This is a genomic window from Bacillus sp. BK450, from assembly GCF_004364885.1.
Taxonomy (GTDB): Bacteria; Bacillota; Bacilli; order Bacillales; family Bacillaceae; genus Bacillus; species Bacillus safensis.
In genome coordinates, this window is sequence record NZ_SOBQ01000001.1 from 786,153 (window position 1) to 803,425 (window position 17,273).

A 17,273-nucleotide genomic window follows, 5' to 3' on the forward strand; every position below is an offset into this window, starting at 1 on the left:
AAGGACTGCATCCGCAGTCCTTTTTTACGTAATATCTTCTAAAATAAGTGCTTTTTCCTGTTTTGAAATAAATGCTCGCTCTGTAAAGACACGGTATTCGTTTTCTCTTGTTTTATCTAAAATGGCTTTATAAAAGTAGGCTGCTGCTTTCACCGGTATTCGTGAATACAGCGGGAATTCATGAAGATGGTCAAAAAACTCCTCGTAGTATGCCTCTGCCTCAAAGGCAATGTACTCCCAGACGTGCTGGAAGGCTTGATTCACAACCCCTTCCTGCAATTCTTGCTCTGTGTACCCGAATTGATCCATCACCTGCTTTGGCAAATAAATGCGGTCTCTTTCAGCCTGATCTTCCCCAATATCTCGAAGGATGTTGGTGAGCTGCATAGCAATCCCTAACGAAATGGCTGCTTCTTTTAGCTGCTCTTTTTTACGCGGTGCAATAATGGGGAGGAGCATGAGTCCAACGGTACTAGCAACATGATAGGAATAGATGAGCAGTTCATCTAATGTTTCGTATCGCTGCTGCTCTATATCCATCTCTTGTCCTTGGAGCAGGTCACGGAACGGGGCTTCATCCATCCGAAACTCTTGAAATGTATGCTCTAGCGCCACCCATATTGGATCATTCCGATCTACCTCACCTTGTAAAAATCGATCAAACGTCTCCCGAAAGGATGCAAGGTCCTCTTTTGGCGAAGGGGACTCATCTACAATGTCATCTGCTCTCCGGCAAAAGGAATACACGGCCCAGACGGCCTGTCTTTTCTTTTTAGGCAGCATGGAAAAGGCCCGGTAAAACGTTTTGGAATGGGTTTGAATGGTTTCCTCACACACTTTTAATGCTGTTTGTACATCAACCACTTAGCTTCACTTCCTTTCTATCATTCAAATCTTTTAGTAGTACAGAAGCCATGAGCTTCGCACTTTGCATCACGATCGGCACCCCGCCGCCCGGATGGATGGAAGCACCTGCCGCATAAAGATTGTCTGTCTCACTGACCTTCACTTGCGGGCGGAAGACACCTGATTGGAACAAATTAGGCGCAAGTCCAAAGCTGCCGCCTTCAAACAATCCTTCTCGCAAGGAATCATTTGGTGTCCTGACCTTTTGCCAGACAATCGACTCTCGCAATCCTGGAAAACCTCTTTTCTCAAGGACATCCACCATGTTCTCGACAAAATCTGTCTCCTCTTCCCAGTTGATATGATCTCCTGAAGGAACGGGAACGAGCATGTATAGAACACTGCAGCCATCTGGGGCAAGAGATGGATCAATGATCGATGGATTAAATGTATAAAATGACGGGTCTTGAGGAATCGTTTTCGTTTGAAAAACCTCTTTCATATGCTGATCAAAGTGTTCTCCCATAAAAAATTGATGAACAGGTGCTTCATGATACATCTTGTTTAAACCAAGATACACCATCACACAGCCAGAGGACGGCACGTATTTTCGGCGATCTTGTTCGTCTAAACCAAACTGTTTTAACGCAGCTGGATAATCTCCATTGATCACAAATGCATCAGCGGCTACATGTTCATCATTCACCTTTGCTTTGACTGCCCGTTTTCCCTCAAACACCAATTGCGTAACTTCTTCATTTTTTCTTACATGCACACCCATTTTGATGAGCTGCCCTTCCAATATATCTACTAAACTTGCATAACCTCCTTTTAAATAGTAAATTCCATGTGCGTGCTCACTATATGAAACAAGCGAATAAATAGCCGATGCTTCATACGGGTTTCCCCCAACATAGAGGGTTTGAAGTGCGTATGCATCTCGCAGGCGTTCGTCTGAGAAATATTTTTTCAGAGCGCTTTGTACCGTTCGATATGCCTTTAATTTCATTAAAATTTTCATATTGGCTTTTGTAAAAAATGTACGTTTTTCGTGAAATGATTTTTCTAGAAAAGCTTTCTGCCCTTCTTGAAACCGGTCCGTCATTTCTTCCATAAACTTCTGGAACCCTTGATCTTCCTTTGGAAATACACGTCTGATTTCATCTAGCTGACGCCGTGCATCAGAGTATTTCGTATAGGAGGTTCCATCTTGATATTGAATTGTGTACAGCGGATCAAGCTGCAGCAGATCAAGAGATGATTCGTCAATTCCTACCTCATGTAAAATGCCTTTTAACATGTCAGGAAGTAGGACAATGGTCGGACCTTCATCTACTTTATATCCTTTCTCACGTACAAAAGCAAGTCTCCCACCAAGCCGTTCATTTTTTTCGACAAGGGTGACATCATGTCCCGCTTTTTTCAAATAAAGCGCTGAGATCATTCCGCCAATACCGCCACCTGCAATCAAAATATGTTGTTTCATGAGGCGCTCCCCTTTTCTTGATGCCGCATTGTTTTGTGTGAATGTTTCTCTTTTGAAAGAATGGCATTTGTCGTGATACGCGCTGATTCTAAAATGGTTGGCAGTCCGCTTCCTGGATGTGTTCCTCCTCCAACGAGCCAGCAGTGCTTTAATTCATCAAATTCATTGTGCGGCCTTAGAACCATCATCTGCGTGAGCTGGTGGCCAAGGTTAAATGTAGCTCCTTCATATACGTAAAGGTCTTCCTCCCATTGCTTCGGTGTGATCATCCGCTCAACTTCTATATGCTGCCTGACATTCTGAAAGCCGGTTTTCCGCTCCAATGTATCCAGCACTAGCTCTCTAAATTCATCTTGATGCACTTCCCAGTCAATACCGCTTTGGTTATTGGCAACTGGAGCCAGCACATAAAGAGCTGATTTTCCTTTTGGAGCAAGTGAGTCATCAGTTACGCTTGCATTTTGTATATAAATAGACGGATCATCTGGCAGCTCATATGTTTTCGTAATGCCTTTGACGAATCTAGCATAATCATCGGAAAAAACAATGGTATGATGCGGCTCATCGTACATGGTATCCAATCCTAAATAGAGCATAAAGGTAGAGCATGAGAATTTTTTCTTTTTTAGTTTTTTCTCACTGTATTTCTTTAAAAGACCTGGCTCGACAAGCCTTGTCATCACATGTGCAAAGTCTCCATTGACGACAACCTCATCTGCTTGTATTTCTTCCCCAGATTCTAGACGAATGCCTTTTACTTTCCTCCCCTCCGTGAGCAGCTTTTCAACGCCTGCTGACAGATGAATTTCTGCCCCAGCTTCAAGCGCCGCCTTTGCCATCGCTTCTGACAGCTGATTGACACCGCCCTTCGGATGGAATACACCTGTGTTATGTTCCATAAACGAAAGGATCGAGAACGCACCAGGGCATTCCCATGGAGACATTCCTAAGTACTTTGATTGAAATGTAAAAGCATATTTCACTGATTCATTCGAAAAATAGTCTGATAGCACATCATACAAACTTTTATTTAGTGAAAGCTGTGGAAGTGCTTTGATCACCTTCGGGCGCAAGTAATGATGAAAGCGATCCATTTTACTTTGTAAAATTGGTGTCAGACGATCCATTTTGCGCTTTGTATCATTCATAAATCTTAGATATCCTTCGCCCTCACCAGGTGCAAAGGCTTCTAATCGTTTGTACATTTCATCGCGATCTCGAATCATATCCAGCTGATTGTCTTGAAAAATTAATCTATACATCTCTTTTAATTCAATCACATCGATATAGTCATAAAGATTTTTACCAGCAAAGGTGAACAGTTCCTCTGCAATATGAATCATGCTGAGAAAGGTAGGACCTGTATCAAACGTGAAATCACCAAGTCGAAACTTAGCGTTACGTCCGCCGACAAAGGGCTGCTTTTCGTATACATGAACGTCATGTCCTTTGCTTTGAAGCATCATAGCTGCTGCAAGGCCCCCTGGTCCCGCTCCAATCACAATGATTTTCATTATCCTTTTTCCTCCAAATTAATTCACTTTAAGTTAATTATACAAATTGAAAAGATTACATCAACTTTTGATGTGCTCAAAAAGCCTCATGTTATGTATCAAAAAAGCCGGCTCCCTTTCAACATGTGCAAGAAAGCCGACTCTTTATTACGCTTCTATATTAATTCGATACGTTTCAAACCAATGATGAATCTGTGCTAGATGGGCAATCAACTGCGGGCCCTTCATGAGCTGGCCATACCATGGCACATGAAAGGAAGCCCCTTCCGTTTCAATCAGCTGCTTTAATTGATGTGGATCTAAAAATTCGTGAAGTACAGAGTCTTTTTGCGCGAGACAGTCTGTGAGCATCTCTTTCACAGCCTGAGTATAGGCTGGATGATGTGTTTTAGGGTAAGGACTCTTCTTTCGATAAAGCACTTCATTCGGTAAAATTCCCTCTAATGCTTTTCGTAAAACCCCTTTTTCACGATTTCCATGCATTTTCATTTCCCAAGGAATATTCCACACATATTCGACAAGGCGATGATCTGCAAATGGCACCCGTACCTCAAGACTAGCCCCCATACTCATTCGATCTTTACGGTCAAGCAGTGTTGTCATAAACCAGATCATATTTAAGTAAAAAAGTTCTCTCCGGGCTTTATCGACGCCGGTTTCTCCATCTAAAAGAGGCGTTTCTGCTACCGTTTCTTCATATTTGCTTTGCGCGTATTCCTTAAGTGACAGCTTTTTTTGCCACGAGTCTTGCAGGAGCTGCGTTCTAGCTTCAGTCGATCTCATCCAAGGAAAACCATTCGTTTCATTTTCCATATGGAACCACGGATAGCCGCCAAAGATTTCATCCGCACATTCACCTGACAAGCCAACAACGAAGTCCTTTTTAATTTCTCGGCAAAACCAAAGCAAGGAAGAATCAATATCTGCCATACCCGGTAAGTCTCGAACCTCAACGGCTTCCTTCAGATAGGAAGCGAGTTCTTTTTGCCCAATGATACAGCTGTGATGATTCGTTTGAAACGCTTTGGTCATTTGATCAATCCAAGGACCGTCAGCATTCGGCTGGAATTGATTTGCCTCAAAGAATTGATCGTTTCCTTCGTAGTCAATGGAATACGTATGAAGCGGTGCTTCCCCTATTTTCTCAAAGTGCTTAGCGGCAATGGCAGTAATGGCACTAGAATCGACGCCCCCAGATAAAAATGTACATACAGGCACATCAGAGACGAGCTGTCTTGTCACGGCATCTGTAAAGAGATGCTTAATGTGCTGTGCGGTGTCATCAAGTGAATCAGTATGTTTCTTGCTTTTGACATTCCAGTATCTCCATACGCGCAGACCGTCTTTTGAAAAGGTCAAGGCATGTGCAGGTCTCAGCTCTTTTATCCCTTTAAACACGCCTTGACCTGGTGTTCTTGACGGTCCTAAGCCAAAGATCTCCGACAGTCCTTCATGATCGACTTTTGCTTTGATATCAGGGTGAGCAAGAAGTGCTTTGATCTCTGAACCAAATAAGAAGGAATGATGACGTTCTGTATAGAAAAATGGCTTGACGCCTAGCCGGTCTCTCCCTGCAAATAACAATTCACGCTCACTATCCCAGATCACAAATGCAAAAATGCCATTAAAATGAGAGACACACTCTTCCTTCCATTCTGTATAGGCATGAAGAAGAACTTCTGTATCAGAATGCCCAAGAAAGCGGTGCCCCCTTTTTAACAATTCTTTTCTTATATCCTCCGTGTTATAGAGCTCTCCATTGTATACAATCGTATAAGCATGGTTTTGATGTGTATATGTCATCGGCTGCTTTCCGCCTTCTACATCTACCACCGCTAACCTTTTATGCCCGAAAAGAACGTGCTCACTTTTCCATGTATTTGTATCATCTGGCCCTCTTTTAGATAATGTATCTGTCATTTGATTGATTACATGATCCTGTTGGATGAGCGGCTTTTTAAAGTCTGCCCAGCCTGTAATTCCACACATCATCATCAGCTCCCATCCGTTTTTCCTCAAGTGTTCTCATTCAGCCTTTCTTAGTTTATGCATCGTCTCCTTGATAGTTGATTTGTCCTTTTTTCCCGGCGTATAGGACAAGCTTGATTTGGTAAGAAAAGAAAGAGGAAAGGAGCTTTTGCAAATGGAGAATCGAATGAGACAGCTTGAACGCTGCAGCAGAAGATGGTGTAATGGGTATTTGCTCATTGAAAACGGGCATTGCCTGATTGAAGATGATGAAGGAGAGATCATGCTGCCAGAAAGTCTTCAAAGCACAATGATCTGTTTGAAGGAAAATGACCAATGGACAAAAGGGGAATTGCTCGGTTCTATGATTCTTCATGAAAACGGGCAGCTAATAGAAGTACAGGGAGGAGAAAACATTCAATATACGGCGTCTCTTGCCAAAGGCTGGCTTGATCTTCTCATGTTCGTACCGGAAAACGTTTTTGATCACATCCTTGACCAGATAGAGCAGCTTGGTTTTTCCGTCTATGATTGTGTTTTCTCTTCCTTTCATTCATTGCAGCGCGTCTCTTTCTTTCAGTTTTCGGCAGATACGCAATCACTTGCACTTCAATGTCACCATGAGCCTGCAGCCAGCCACATTCGTTTTGAATGGACCACTTCAGACGGACAACGGATCGTTTCACAATTTGATGCCACATAAAAAGGACACTGCTTCGTATAAGCAATGTCCTTTTTATATTAAAAGATATGGAAACCGATCGGCAGACGTAAACCGAGAAGAATGGTCACAATCGCAAATACGATAAAACCAATCAACACACCAGTCACCGATTTTCCTTTTTTCTTGCGCACTAGGACCATTTCCATGAAACCGATCACGAGGATACCAAGAATCATTTTTCCAATATACTCGCCCCCGTAACCTGGAATTTTCATTCCTGTGCGAACATACAGCTCTACGCCTGTTGCAATGATGATCAAGTAGAATAAACGAACGATCATGTGCACAATTTTAGCGCCTTTGTCATTTTTACCTGCTAGAGCAAAGGCTACGAAGAATAAAATAATCCCCAGCACCCATGCTGTGATATGTAAATGTGTTCCCATTTGTGATTTCCCCCTTTATCAGAACAAGTACCTTCTCATCGTACCACGAAATAAGTCGAACACAAAGCGACAATCCTGTGTCATCACGCGCTTTATTTGACGTGATTTGTCAGCGTTCCAATCGGTTCAATCGTGATGTCAATTCGATCTCCAGAAGCTAAAAACTTAGGCGGTTCAAAGCCCTTCCCTACCCCAGAAGGTGTACCTGTTGCAATGATGTCACCCGCTTCTAATGTCATCCCTTTTGAAAGAGTGGAGACAATGTCCTCAACTGTGAAGATCATTAATTCCGTACTGGCAGACTGACGAACCTCTCCGTTTACCTTTGTTTCCACATGGAGCGCACCATGATCCTCGATCATTGACTTATGAACGATATAAGGTCCTATCGGGCAGGTTGTATCTAAGCTTTTGCCAATGAAAAATTGTTTATGTTTTTTCTGCAAATCTCTTGCCGTCACATCATTTAAAATGGTGTAACCGAATATATAATCTTGGACCTCTTCAGGAGCAATGTTTTTTCCTGATTTGCCCATCACGATGGCAAGTTCTCCTTCATAATCCAATTCACTTGTCACAGCTTCATGAAGAAGAATGTCCGCTTCGTGTCCAATGACAGAAGTAGGTGCCTTTGTAAAAATCATCACGTCTTTAGGAATATCCGCCGCACTTCCCATCTCCATGACATGATCTTGATAATTCTTTCCGACACACATGATGTTTTTAGACGGCTTTGGAATCGGGGCATGGAGTTTCACGTCCGAAAGCGGATATACATAAGAACCGCGGTCTTCTTCTTTTTTCTCAGCCCAATCAAGAAGCTGCCCGACATGTTCAACAAACTTGTCCCCCATTTTGATACACTCAGATAAAGAGTTTGGCAGTGTCTCAAGCTCAAATAATTTCGCTTCTGCCTTTTTGACGTCCATCACCCATTCATCATCAATGACTACCCCAATAAACATGCTGCTATGTATTTCACCTGTAAAAAACTTCATGTCTTCCCCTCACAATCTTCATTTCGCTAAGTTATGATGTCCCATTTTATTTCTCTATGAAACAAAAAAAACCCTTTTTTATCATACTCTCTTTTAAAAAGGGTTTCAAAAATGATGATCTAACGCTTAGCGAAAACGGCGGTACTCCCACATGTTTCCTTGATCCCATTTACGCTCAACATTTCCTCTATTTCGGGAACGATGCGTTTTCTTTCCACATCTTCGACAAGATCGGCTGCGTTTATGGTGATGAGAACGTTTAGATCGATGACTGCGACGTGACTTGCGGCTCTTCTTATTGTGGGATCTGTATTTGCTGCGATGTGACTTGCGGCAGCTTTTCTTATGATGAGATCTGCATTTGCTGCGGTGTGATTTGCGGCAGCTTTTCTTATGATGGGATCTGCATTTGCTGCGGTGTGACTTTTTCGGTTCGCTCTTTTTGCTTCTGTAAGATTTTTTGCTTTTATATGACTTTTTACTCTTCATGCTTTTCTTCGAGCGATAGCTTTTCTTAGAGCGATAACTTTTCTTTGAACGATAGCTTCTGTAACTTTTTTTACTGCGGCGTGATTTACGGCGTCCACCACCACCAAAGAACCAATGACCGCGACTTGAATGACGAGAACGAGCTGACTTATGCGAACGTCTCGATTCTGGTTCACGATCTAAGTGATGATCACGTCCCTCACTTCGAAGTGAAGCTACTGCATGTTCAATGTGTGAATGATCAATTGTACTCACGAACAATTCCCCTCCCAGTCTATGCTTCGACAAAACAAACAGACAAAGCTGTTTATCTTCTCTGCTTTATGTTACGAGACTCGGTAGACAAGTGTTCGTGACGAATGCCTCTTTCCTTTAAAACTCCATGAATACCTACCAGCCGGTACAGGACATTCCTTCACTTTCATATCGTAAAGAAGAGCATATAGGAGGCTGATGAACGTATGAACAAAGAATCTTTAAAACAACTTGATATGTGGATTCATCCAAAGGACCTGATTGAATTAAAAAAAGACATTTGGAACGATGAACCTGTTGAAGCTATTCTAAAAACCGGCCAAACCAAATCACATATTTATGCTTCATACCGCGGATCACACATTAGAAAGCTTAAGAAAAAGTCCTATCAAATTGAATATCGAAAGCCGAAACAAAGACAAGGCGAATCGATCTTTCATTTAAATGCAGAGTACAATGATCCTTCGTTTATCCGAAACAGGCTGTCCTTTTATTTCTTTGAGCAGATGGGGGTGCATAGCCCCGCTGCTTCTCATGTGTTTCTCACCATAAATGGAAGAAAAGAAGGGATTTATTTGAAAATAGAATCCGTCGATGAGTTCTTTCTTCAAAAACGGCAGCTTTCAGGAGGCGGCATTTATTATGCGGTTGATGATGACGCGAACTTCTCCCTTTTGAGTTCTTTTGATAAAAAACCAAAAAAGCACCTTCTTCTCGGATACGAGAAAAAAACGGGAACTTCTCAACATGATCAGCAGCTAAGTGAATTTATTTACTTTCTCAACACAGCGAAAGATGACACTTTTGCAGAAAAAATTGAACAATACCTAGATGTGACACAGTATTTCCGCTGGCTCATCGGTGTGGTATGCACACAAAACTTTGATGGTTTTGTTCATAACTACGCTCTTTATGTAAATGAACAAGGGAGGTTTCAAGTACTTCCTTGGGATTATGATGCAACATGGGGTCGTGACATTCATGGAGAAGAAATGCCGTTTGATTATATCCCAGTAAACGGCTTTAATACATTAACTGCTAGATTACTAGATATCCCTTCGTTTAAAAGAGCCTATTACACACTTTTCCAGCATGTACTCGATACACATTTTGTAGAAGACCGGCTCTGCCCAATCATCGAGAAATGGCATGAATCGATTGAGGATCGAATTGGAGATGATCCATATACGAAAGATCGAAAAGACATCTTGCAGTCTGAAAGAGACTTAATTCGGCAGTATATCAACAAAAGACGACGCTATTTACAGACTGAGATCAAAAAAGAGATATTTGGTACGTAAGAACACTTTCGAATTTTGTCACTTTATTACTCATATTGACGAAACAGCTTTTTTTATAGAAAAATAGGGTATACTAACCATATCCTTCTATTTGATAAAAAATGTGAGAGTTGGCGTCCGTTATGATCAATTATGAAATTGAACAAAAAAGATTACATTTAATTGAGACTGCAAAAAAATTCGGGATGAATGCCGAAGAAACGATCAGGTGCAGTCAAGAGCTTGACACACTCTTAAATAAAGGCATCAAATACACCTCTAAAGATTGCTCAAAAAAAGGGTAAGCCATACATCTAATTCCTCTCATCAAAAGCTTTCAAAAAGACAATCACACATTAAAAGACCCATCATAAGCTATGGTGAAACGCCCAAAACAAGTGCCCTAATTTTATAAAGGATGTGCACCGCTATGCCGGCTATTGTGGGAGCCTTTAAAGTAAATGCCGTCGGAACGAGCGGAGTCGTTCATGTTGGAGACTGCATCACCATTTCTCCAAATAGTCAGGTTAAAACGTTTGCTGGCGCAGGCAGTTTTAATACAGGTGATCAATTACAAATTAGCAACTACAAAAGTGTGACAAATACGTACGACAGTGATGTCATTGATCAACCGCTTGTTGGTAACTTGTAAGGAGTGAGGATCCGTTGAACTTCTATATTAATCAAGCGATACAAATTAATTATTTACGTGTAGAGTCTGTGAGTAACTCCTCTGTTCTGCAAATTGGGAGTGCTGGATCCATCAAGGCCCTTTCCAACCTGTATAACACGGGAAGCTATGTAGAAGCAGCGCCTGCCGCAGCAGGTACACAAGGAATTGAAGAATCTCAAGGCGCAAGCACAGCACCTTTTGTACCGCTTCAGTCACCAACAACTTAAGCCATCTGCAATCCCCGGAGGTGTATGTAAATGTATGATTATCAGAGCAACGCTTCACAAGTATATGGCATCATTCAAAAACACTCGCAACAAATCATGATGCTTGAAAAAAGGCTTAACGAGCTTCAGCAGGAAATACAAATGATCAAAGATAAACCGACAACGAATATTGAACGGATTGATTATCAATTTGATCAACTGAAAATCGAACGGCTGGAAGGAACGCTGAATATCGGCCTCAATCCATCTGATCCAAACAGTGTTCAAAACTTTGAAGTGGGCCAAACAACAACCCCGGGAATTGGAATGATGCAGCAAGAAATGGCTGGTCAATTTTTCAATCAAACACGGCAGCTTGTCGATGCATTTTTAAATGAAGAAGCACCAGAACTTCTTGAAGAACTAGAACAGCGATACGAAGGGTCCCTCGATGAAAGCAACAAACACCATATCATTGAGGATATTCGCAAGCAAATTGACAGCAGGATCAAATACTATGCGGGACAGCTGCCACACCGGGAAGATATGACACCGCTGCAGCGTTCAGAGCAAATTGCTGAATATGTGAAGCATGATGTAAAGCGAGCGATTGAGCACTTTTTAGCCCATATTCCAAGTGAAACGAAAGGAGAGGAAAACGGATGAATTTCACAGTTGTCAACCGCAACATCGAGACTGGAAGCATTAAAGTAGTCGGGGTATCGTCTTCTTCCCTGTTTATCATCGGGGACACAGACCATGTACAATTATCCTCAATTTTTGATACACCGCCAGAATCTCTGATTATTGGCCCGTTTGTTCCTCTGGCGCCTCGATAATGATCAAACGCACATCTCAAGTGAAGTTCTCAAAGGTGAATTCTGTCGGGATTTCGAGTGTGGTTCAAATTGGTGATACTCAGGAGCTATGCCCAAAAGTCAAGGTATTAGCTGTTCAACGAACCATTAGTTTGTTTTATGGCTATGAAGCAGAAAATTTAGATGCGAAAGAATTTGAAGTGTATTATGAGCCCATTCCTTTGATGCTGCCAGAGCGATCAGTGAGAACAGCATTTTACCATGAAAAGCCTGTGATTAAAGTGTCTTCAATCCATGTAGAAGGGGTATCATCGTCCTCTGTCTATCAAATCGGCTCTACTTGTAGAATGAATGGCGTTGCGCGAGTGAAGCATATTAGAGAGCTGTTTAGCAATGATGAAAGTCCGCAAAACTCACAAATGGACCTACCTGCGCATATGATGGTGATATGACTTCGAATAAAGGATGTCGATTATGCCAGCAATTGTCGGACCCATTTACATTAACTCTATTTCTGGAGGCGTCGTAAACGTCGGTGACTCATTCTACCTGTCGCCTAAAAGTTCGTCAAAATCTGCTTTAGGCTCTGGAGCGGGGAATACCGGAGATTTCTTGATATTAAATAATGGCATTAGCGCCACCAACTATGTGGATCCTGACTTAAATGATCAGAATATGGTAGGCAATGCATAAAGCAGCTCCTCTGCATCCATTTCAAATAGAGGAGCGCTTTTTTATGCTTATTTCTTTCTGCGCTGTCTCGATTTTTTTGTTTTGACCAGCTTGCTTGCCGGCTGTTTCCGAATCCATTTGATGTACGAAGCAAGCTTTTCATCCTGCCTCAGCGCATCAATTGTGTTCAAACGTGCGGCAAGCTCCTGGTTTGTATAGAGGGCATGTACTTGTTTATGACAAGGGATGCATAGGTAGGCAGTCGGTAAAAAAGCCCCGCCTTCTTCTCTTGGGGTTAAGTGATGTTCTGTGAGCAGGACATCTTGTCTTCCGCACATCTCACATAATCCAATTGTTTGCTTTGCCACCCGTGTCATCACCTCAATATTTACATTAATTCCATTGAGACTGTTGTCCCTTTCCCGCTTGGATCTGCCGGATGGACAATCAGTTTTTTCGGCAGCCGCATTTTCAATTCTTCCACATGGCTGATGACACCAACAGCTAAGTTTTGAGACTGTAATTTCTCTAATGCAGTAATCACTGTATCAAGCAAGTCTTGATCAAGGGTACCAAAGCCTTCATCAAGGAAAAAGAATTGCAGCGGGAACTCACCTCTCAGCTGAATCTGCGCTGAAAGAGCTAGCGCAAGCGCAAGCGACGTCAGGAAGGTTTCCCCGCCGGACAAGCTGGACACTGGACGTCGGACACCGCCATTCGCATCATCACGCATGACAAAACCGCCTTCTGAATCAACCTCAATCGCATACCTTTGTCTTGTCAAAATACCAAGACGGGCAGATGCATCACGACTGACACTTTCCAGCTGTTCTTCTGCTAAGAACTCAACAAATGTATTTCCTTTAAACACAGTTTGCAACTTATCGAGCCGATCAATTTCTTGCTGCAGCTCCGCCAAGCGTTCATGAATACTTGCAAATCGCTGGTGATTTTCTTCCATTACACGCAGATGTTCATATGCAGAGCCGCTCATCACTGTTGCTTCTTCCAATGCCTTTTCTGCCGCTTCTTTCCTCAGTTGAATGTCAGTCCATTGCTTTTCATCTAGTGACTCATCTTTCAGCAGTTCAGAAATTCGCTTTAAGTTTGCGGCACATTGCTTTCTTTTATCCTCAAATTCGTCAATTTCTTGTTTAACAGATTGACGTACTGATTGATTCATGAAAGCAGATTCAATCTCTTGAGGCTTATCAAAAGGAGAAGACTCCGATTCTTTAGTCCATGCTTCACTTGCTTCTTGTTTTCTCCGGTCAGCCTCTTGAAGCTGACGCTCACAGCTTGAAAAATGACTTTGTGCTTCACTAAAGAGCTCCTGCGCTTGCTGTAATTGCTTGTACGATTGCTGTTCCATTTCATTGAGACGAGCAAGCGTGTGTTCAACCTCGATCAATTCATCAGAAATGGAGACAGCTTCCAATGGATATCTCCCTAAATCTGTTTCATATTGATGAATGAGCTGCTGCTGGCTTTCTAGCTGATGCGCTAGTTTATCAAGTTCCTTCTCTACATCGTATATGGCTGTTTGCAGCTGTTCTTTTGCCTGCTGTTTTTCTTCCAAAAATGAAATACTTTTCTCAATACGCTCTTTATAGCCTTCCGCTTGCTGGTCCTTTTCGTCGATCTGCTTTTGCATCTCTTGTACTTGGTGCAATGTAAAGTGCGGGAAGGCCTGTTCAAATTGAGACGTTTGCTCTGAAAGCTCAGATTGAAGCTCCTTGATCAGCCCGTCTAATTCTTCGATACGCTGCTGTTCAAATGTCATTTGATCTTGCGTCTTGCTTATCTCTGCTGCTTGATCATATGTTTCATCCATTAAACGAGCTCGTTTACGTTCAACTTCTTGAATATCTTGTTTCAAGCCTTTCCATTCTTGCATGAGATACTGCAAGGACTCCGGCTTTTGCACTGCTTCTACTGCTGCTGCAACTTCCGCACCTGGAGCTTTCTGAGATAAAAAGGCAAACTGCTTTACTAATTGATTGGCGTGCGTTTCCAATAACTGCTTGGCTGCATACATGTCTCTTGTATATTCCTCTGCCTGCTTGAGCTCTGTGTCCATCCGTTGAATCACTTCATCGATTTGTGCCACTGTTTCTTCATGATCAGTGTTTTCCAGTGCTTTTGGGTCATGATGAATCGATCCACAAACAGGACATGGCTCACCATCTACGAGCTCTGCCGCTAATTCTTTTCTTAATTCTGCCGCCCTAACAGCATCACGCTGTTTTAATTTTTCGAGCTTCTGACTTTGTTCTCTTTTACTCCATTCTGTAAAAGCCCGTTCAAATTCACATACATAGAAATAGAGCTGTTCAATCGCTTGAAACGATTGGTCTATTTTTTCATGATGGTCTTTTTGCTGTTTTTGAAGCTTTTCATATGCTGCTGCGGTCTGTGTTGATCGCTTTTTGAGCTCCTCCATCTTTTGTTCTTCCTTGTGTATGCTTTGGTGTATTCTTTGAATATTTTCGCTTAAACGCAAAGCATCCTGTACACTTTTCCGTTCTTTTACAGAGACTTGTAATTGCTCCAGCTCACGCTTCAGCTGTGTTTGTTTTGCCAGTGCACGTTCTAACAAAGATTGGAGATTGTCTGCTTCTTCTTTTTTTTGTAATAATTGCTGCGCTGTATCGTTTTTTCGCTGTTCGATTGCCGTCTTTTCCTGAAGAGCCGCCTCTTTTTTCCGTTCAATTTCCTTTAGCTGAAGCAGCTGCTCTTTCTTTTGAAGAAGTTCTGGCTCAGTTTCTATTTTCTTTTGCCTTGCTTGCTCATAGTTCTGTGTCATTTGATCATAGATCGTTCGTTGATGCAGTAGCTGATTTTCTGCTTCCTGCTTCTCTTTTAATGCTTGAGAAAGCTGATTTTCAGCCTTTGTTAATGTATCCGCATAAGGCTTTAATGCCTCTGCCTGCTCAGCAATATGAAGCTTGGCCTTTTTCTCTTCCATTGATGGTGCCAGTTGATTCAGATGGTTTAGTTCCGTCTCATAAGCTTCTTGTTCCTTTTGATACTGCCAAATTGTTTGCGCCTTTGTAAAAGCAGTGAACGCCTCATCCCGCGCTTGTTTTTTCTCATGAAAAATAGCCTTTGCCTGCTCTGCCGCTTCCTTTGCCTTTGCGAGCGCCTCTGGGCCAGCTTCTCCTAAGCCATTCAGCTCAGCAAGCAGTTCATTTTTTTGTCCATACTGATTCTGCGCCTTTGCGCGCAAACGTTTAACGAGCTGATCCCCATACTTCTCTAGGTTAAACAAACGCTGAAGCATTTGTCGTCTATCGGCTCCTTTTAAAGAAAGGAATTCTGCAAACTTCCCTTGGGGCAAGACAACCGCTCGCGTAAAATCATCAATGGTTAACCCGAGTAATTCTTCTATTTTACGATTGACCTCACTCGCTTTATCTGCAAGAACTGTCTGCGTATCCCCAATTTCAATCAAACGGCATAGTGTCGTTCTGACTTTCATTTCATCTGCCCGCTTGAAAGCACGTTCTACTTTATAAGAAATGTGATGTTCCTTTTGTAAAGCGAACGTAAAGGAAACTGACAGCTTCTCTTCCGCTTGGTTCAAAATACCATGTGTATTATTTAACGCACGTTCCACTTTGCCATAAAGTGCCAGGGTCATGGCGTCTAATATGGACGACTTTCCGCTTCCTGTCGGTCCAAAAATGCCAAACACACCTGCATCACATAATGAGCTAAAGTCAATTGTTTGTTCTTCTCTGAAGCTATGAAGTCCTTTAATGGTTAGTGTAATCGGCTTCAAGTCGCTTCCTCCTCTTGCATTTCATTGGCGAGCTCCAAAAACAGCTTGACTGTTTTTTCATCAGGAAGACCGCCGCCTGTCTGGCGCTCATAAAATTTCACGAACCGCTCTTCGATTGAGAGCTTTTCGACTTGCTTTTGTTCTTCCATTTGCTGAAGTTCTTTAAATTTCGGTCTAATATGGACAAACCCGCTATGCTGCTTTCGGAGCTGATGAATCTCTTCTATGGAGAGCTGATCTGTTAAATGAATCTCTAAATCAATCCATGCCTGAAGATCCCGTTTTTCATCCAGCCACTCGTGTACTTGGCTCAATCCTTCAGTTGCCTTCCATTTCACAAGTGGTTTTCCGCTTGATAACAACACTTCTTTCCAGCTTGCTTTTTCATTAGGTTTTGCCTCTACAATCGTGACTGATTTGGCATATCCTGATTCAGAAAAGCTGTAAGCAAGAGGGGACCCGGAATAGCGGGCAATCGTTTTGGCACGTTTGATGGTTTGCGGGCGGTGCAAATGACCAAGGGCCACATAGCAGGCTGCTTCTGGCAGACTTTCAGCTGCAACGGTATATGCACCGCCTACTTCAATCGGTCTTTCTGAATCTGTTTGACTTCCTCCTGCCACATAAATATGGCTTGTTGCGATATTGACCGTATCGGCTTGAAATTGAGCGCTTAAATGTTGGAACGCTTGCTGTATTTTTAAATTGTAATGATCACGAAGCAATTTCTCTTCAAATGTTTCAGCCAGCACCTCGTTAAGTCTCGCTTCAGACGGATAAGCGAGTGCTGCAATGGATAAACGTTCACTCGAAGAAGGAACATCGACGCGGATGATGTCATTTGTCGGATATCCAATTAAATGAATCCCCTGATCATTTGTTAAAGGAGATGCAGCAGATAGTCGATCCGGATTATCATGGTTGCCTGAGATGACCACGACCTGACGTTTTCCTTTATCAGATAAGGCAGATAGACTTTCATAAAAAAGCTGTTCTGCTCTAGCAGGCGGATTCACTGTATCAAAGGCGTCTCCAGCCATGACAATGACATCAATGTGTTCGTCTTTTACGATTTGATACAGCTCATCTAAAAACTGCGCTTGTTCATCAAGCCGGCTCCGGCCTTCAAGGGTTTTTCCTAGATGCCAATCTGCCGTATGCAAAATCCTCATGT

The 17,273-nt window shown here is 42.4% G+C and carries 19 protein-coding genes; 9 read left to right on the forward strand and 10 right to left on the reverse strand.

What is annotated here, in order from left to right; all coding sequences use genetic code 11:
* Nucleotides 1-24: 24 nt before the first annotated feature.
* From EV579_RS04115 to asnB, 4 genes are all read right to left on the reverse strand, one after another.
* The gene (locus EV579_RS04115) at nucleotides 25-864 is read right to left on the reverse strand and encodes a phytoene/squalene synthase family protein (RefSeq protein WP_133744008.1); all 840 of its coding nucleotides are present in this window, start codon (nucleotides 862-864) and stop codon (nucleotides 25-27) included.
* Nucleotides 857-2,332 carry a phytoene desaturase family protein gene (locus tag EV579_RS04120; protein WP_133744009.1) on the reverse strand — a complete coding sequence of 492 codons (1,476 nt, stop codon included), beginning with the start codon at nucleotides 2,330-2,332 and terminating at the stop codon, nucleotides 857-859. Before EV579_RS04120 ends, EV579_RS04115 begins: the two co-directional genes overlap by 8 nt.
* Nucleotides 2,329-3,846 carry a phytoene desaturase family protein gene (locus tag EV579_RS04125; RefSeq protein ID WP_133744010.1) on the reverse strand — a complete coding sequence of 506 codons (1,518 nt, stop codon included), beginning with the start codon at nucleotides 3,844-3,846 and terminating at the stop codon, nucleotides 2,329-2,331. The genes EV579_RS04120 and EV579_RS04125 overlap by 4 nt, the downstream gene beginning before the upstream one ends.
* A 147-nt stretch (nucleotides 3,847-3,993) precedes the next feature.
* Nucleotides 3,994-5,835 carry an asparagine synthase (glutamine-hydrolyzing) gene (asnB, locus tag EV579_RS04130; RefSeq protein ID WP_133744011.1) on the reverse strand — a complete coding sequence of 614 codons (1,842 nt, stop codon included), beginning with the start codon at nucleotides 5,833-5,835 and terminating at the stop codon, nucleotides 3,994-3,996.
* A gap of 154 nt (nucleotides 5,836-5,989) precedes the next feature.
* Here asnB and EV579_RS04135 point away from each other — a divergent pair, with 154 nt between their 5' ends.
* The gene (locus tag EV579_RS04135) at nucleotides 5,990-6,517 is read left to right on the forward strand and encodes a DUF2777 family protein (RefSeq protein ID WP_133744012.1); all 528 of its coding nucleotides are present in this window, start codon (nucleotides 5,990-5,992) and stop codon (nucleotides 6,515-6,517) included.
* A 38-nt stretch (nucleotides 6,518-6,555) separates the two neighbouring features.
* Here EV579_RS04135 and EV579_RS04140 read toward each other — a convergent pair whose 3' ends face one another.
* The 3 genes from EV579_RS04140 to EV579_RS19360 form a co-directional block, all read right to left on the reverse strand.
* On the reverse strand, nucleotides 6,556-6,924 hold the full coding sequence (locus tag EV579_RS04140) for a YisL family protein (RefSeq protein WP_024426524.1): 369 nt from the start codon (nucleotides 6,922-6,924) through the stop codon (nucleotides 6,556-6,558).
* A 92-nt stretch (nucleotides 6,925-7,016) separates the two neighbouring features.
* Entirely contained in the window at nucleotides 7,017-7,922 is a 906-nt protein-coding gene (locus EV579_RS04145; RefSeq protein ID WP_133744013.1) for a fumarylacetoacetate hydrolase family protein, read from the reverse strand.
* Between the two features lie 126 nt (nucleotides 7,923-8,048).
* Nucleotides 8,049-8,666 carry a CotG/ExsB N-terminal domain-containing protein gene (locus EV579_RS19360; protein WP_133744014.1) on the reverse strand — a complete coding sequence of 206 codons (618 nt, stop codon included), beginning with the start codon at nucleotides 8,664-8,666 and terminating at the stop codon, nucleotides 8,049-8,051.
* Between the two features lie 206 nt (nucleotides 8,667-8,872).
* Here EV579_RS19360 and EV579_RS04155 point away from each other — a divergent pair, with 206 nt between their 5' ends.
* From EV579_RS04155 to EV579_RS04190, 8 genes are all read left to right on the forward strand, one after another.
* Complete coding sequence (locus tag EV579_RS04155; RefSeq protein WP_133744015.1) at nucleotides 8,873-9,967, forward strand: CotH kinase family protein; 1,095 nt, start codon at nucleotides 8,873-8,875, stop codon at nucleotides 9,965-9,967.
* Nucleotides 9,968-10,089: 122 nt separating this feature from the next.
* On the forward strand, nucleotides 10,090-10,251 hold the full coding sequence (locus EV579_RS04160; RefSeq protein WP_133744016.1) for an aspartyl-phosphate phosphatase Spo0E family protein: 162 nt from the start codon (nucleotides 10,090-10,092) through the stop codon (nucleotides 10,249-10,251).
* A 125-nt stretch (nucleotides 10,252-10,376) separates the two neighbouring features.
* Complete coding sequence (locus tag EV579_RS04165; protein ID WP_024425506.1) at nucleotides 10,377-10,598, forward strand: spore germination protein; 222 nt, start codon at nucleotides 10,377-10,379, stop codon at nucleotides 10,596-10,598.
* A gap of 14 nt (nucleotides 10,599-10,612) precedes the next feature.
* Nucleotides 10,613-10,846 carry a spore germination protein GerPB gene (locus tag EV579_RS04170; protein WP_003210877.1) on the forward strand — a complete coding sequence of 78 codons (234 nt, stop codon included), beginning with the start codon at nucleotides 10,613-10,615 and terminating at the stop codon, nucleotides 10,844-10,846.
* A gap of 30 nt (nucleotides 10,847-10,876) precedes the next feature.
* Complete coding sequence (locus EV579_RS04175) at nucleotides 10,877-11,491, forward strand: spore germination protein GerPC (RefSeq protein ID WP_024425505.1); 615 nt, start codon at nucleotides 10,877-10,879, stop codon at nucleotides 11,489-11,491.
* Nucleotides 11,488-11,664, forward strand: a complete 177-nt coding sequence (locus EV579_RS04180; RefSeq protein WP_003210893.1) for a germination protein GerPD — start codon at nucleotides 11,488-11,490, stop codon at nucleotides 11,662-11,664. Before EV579_RS04175 ends, EV579_RS04180 begins: the two co-directional genes overlap by 4 nt.
* Nucleotides 11,664-12,095 (forward strand): spore germination protein GerPE, encoded by a 432-nt coding sequence (locus EV579_RS04185; protein ID WP_024425504.1) that lies wholly within the window; start codon nucleotides 11,664-11,666, stop codon nucleotides 12,093-12,095. Before EV579_RS04180 ends, EV579_RS04185 begins: the two co-directional genes overlap by 1 nt.
* A gap of 22 nt (nucleotides 12,096-12,117) precedes the next feature.
* Nucleotides 12,118-12,336: a spore germination protein gene (locus tag EV579_RS04190; RefSeq protein WP_003211468.1), complete on the forward strand. Its 219-nt coding sequence runs from the start codon at nucleotides 12,118-12,120 to the stop codon at nucleotides 12,334-12,336.
* Between the two features lie 47 nt (nucleotides 12,337-12,383).
* Here EV579_RS04190 and EV579_RS04195 read toward each other — a convergent pair whose 3' ends face one another.
* From EV579_RS04195 to sbcD, 3 genes are read right to left on the reverse strand one after another with little or no spacing between them, the layout of a single operon-like run.
* A complete protein-coding gene (locus EV579_RS04195; protein ID WP_024425503.1) occupies nucleotides 12,384-12,683 on the reverse strand; it encodes an HNH endonuclease family protein in 300 nt (99 codons plus the stop codon).
* Nucleotides 12,684-12,703: 20 nt separating this feature from the next.
* Complete coding sequence (locus tag EV579_RS04200; RefSeq protein WP_133744017.1) at nucleotides 12,704-16,099, reverse strand: AAA family ATPase; 3,396 nt, start codon at nucleotides 16,097-16,099, stop codon at nucleotides 12,704-12,706.
* Nucleotides 16,096-17,271 (reverse strand): exonuclease subunit SbcD, encoded by a 1,176-nt coding sequence (gene sbcD, locus EV579_RS04205; RefSeq protein ID WP_122631156.1) that lies wholly within the window; start codon nucleotides 17,269-17,271, stop codon nucleotides 16,096-16,098. Before sbcD ends, EV579_RS04200 begins: the two co-directional genes overlap by 4 nt.
* Nucleotides 17,272-17,273: the final 2 nt, after the last annotated feature.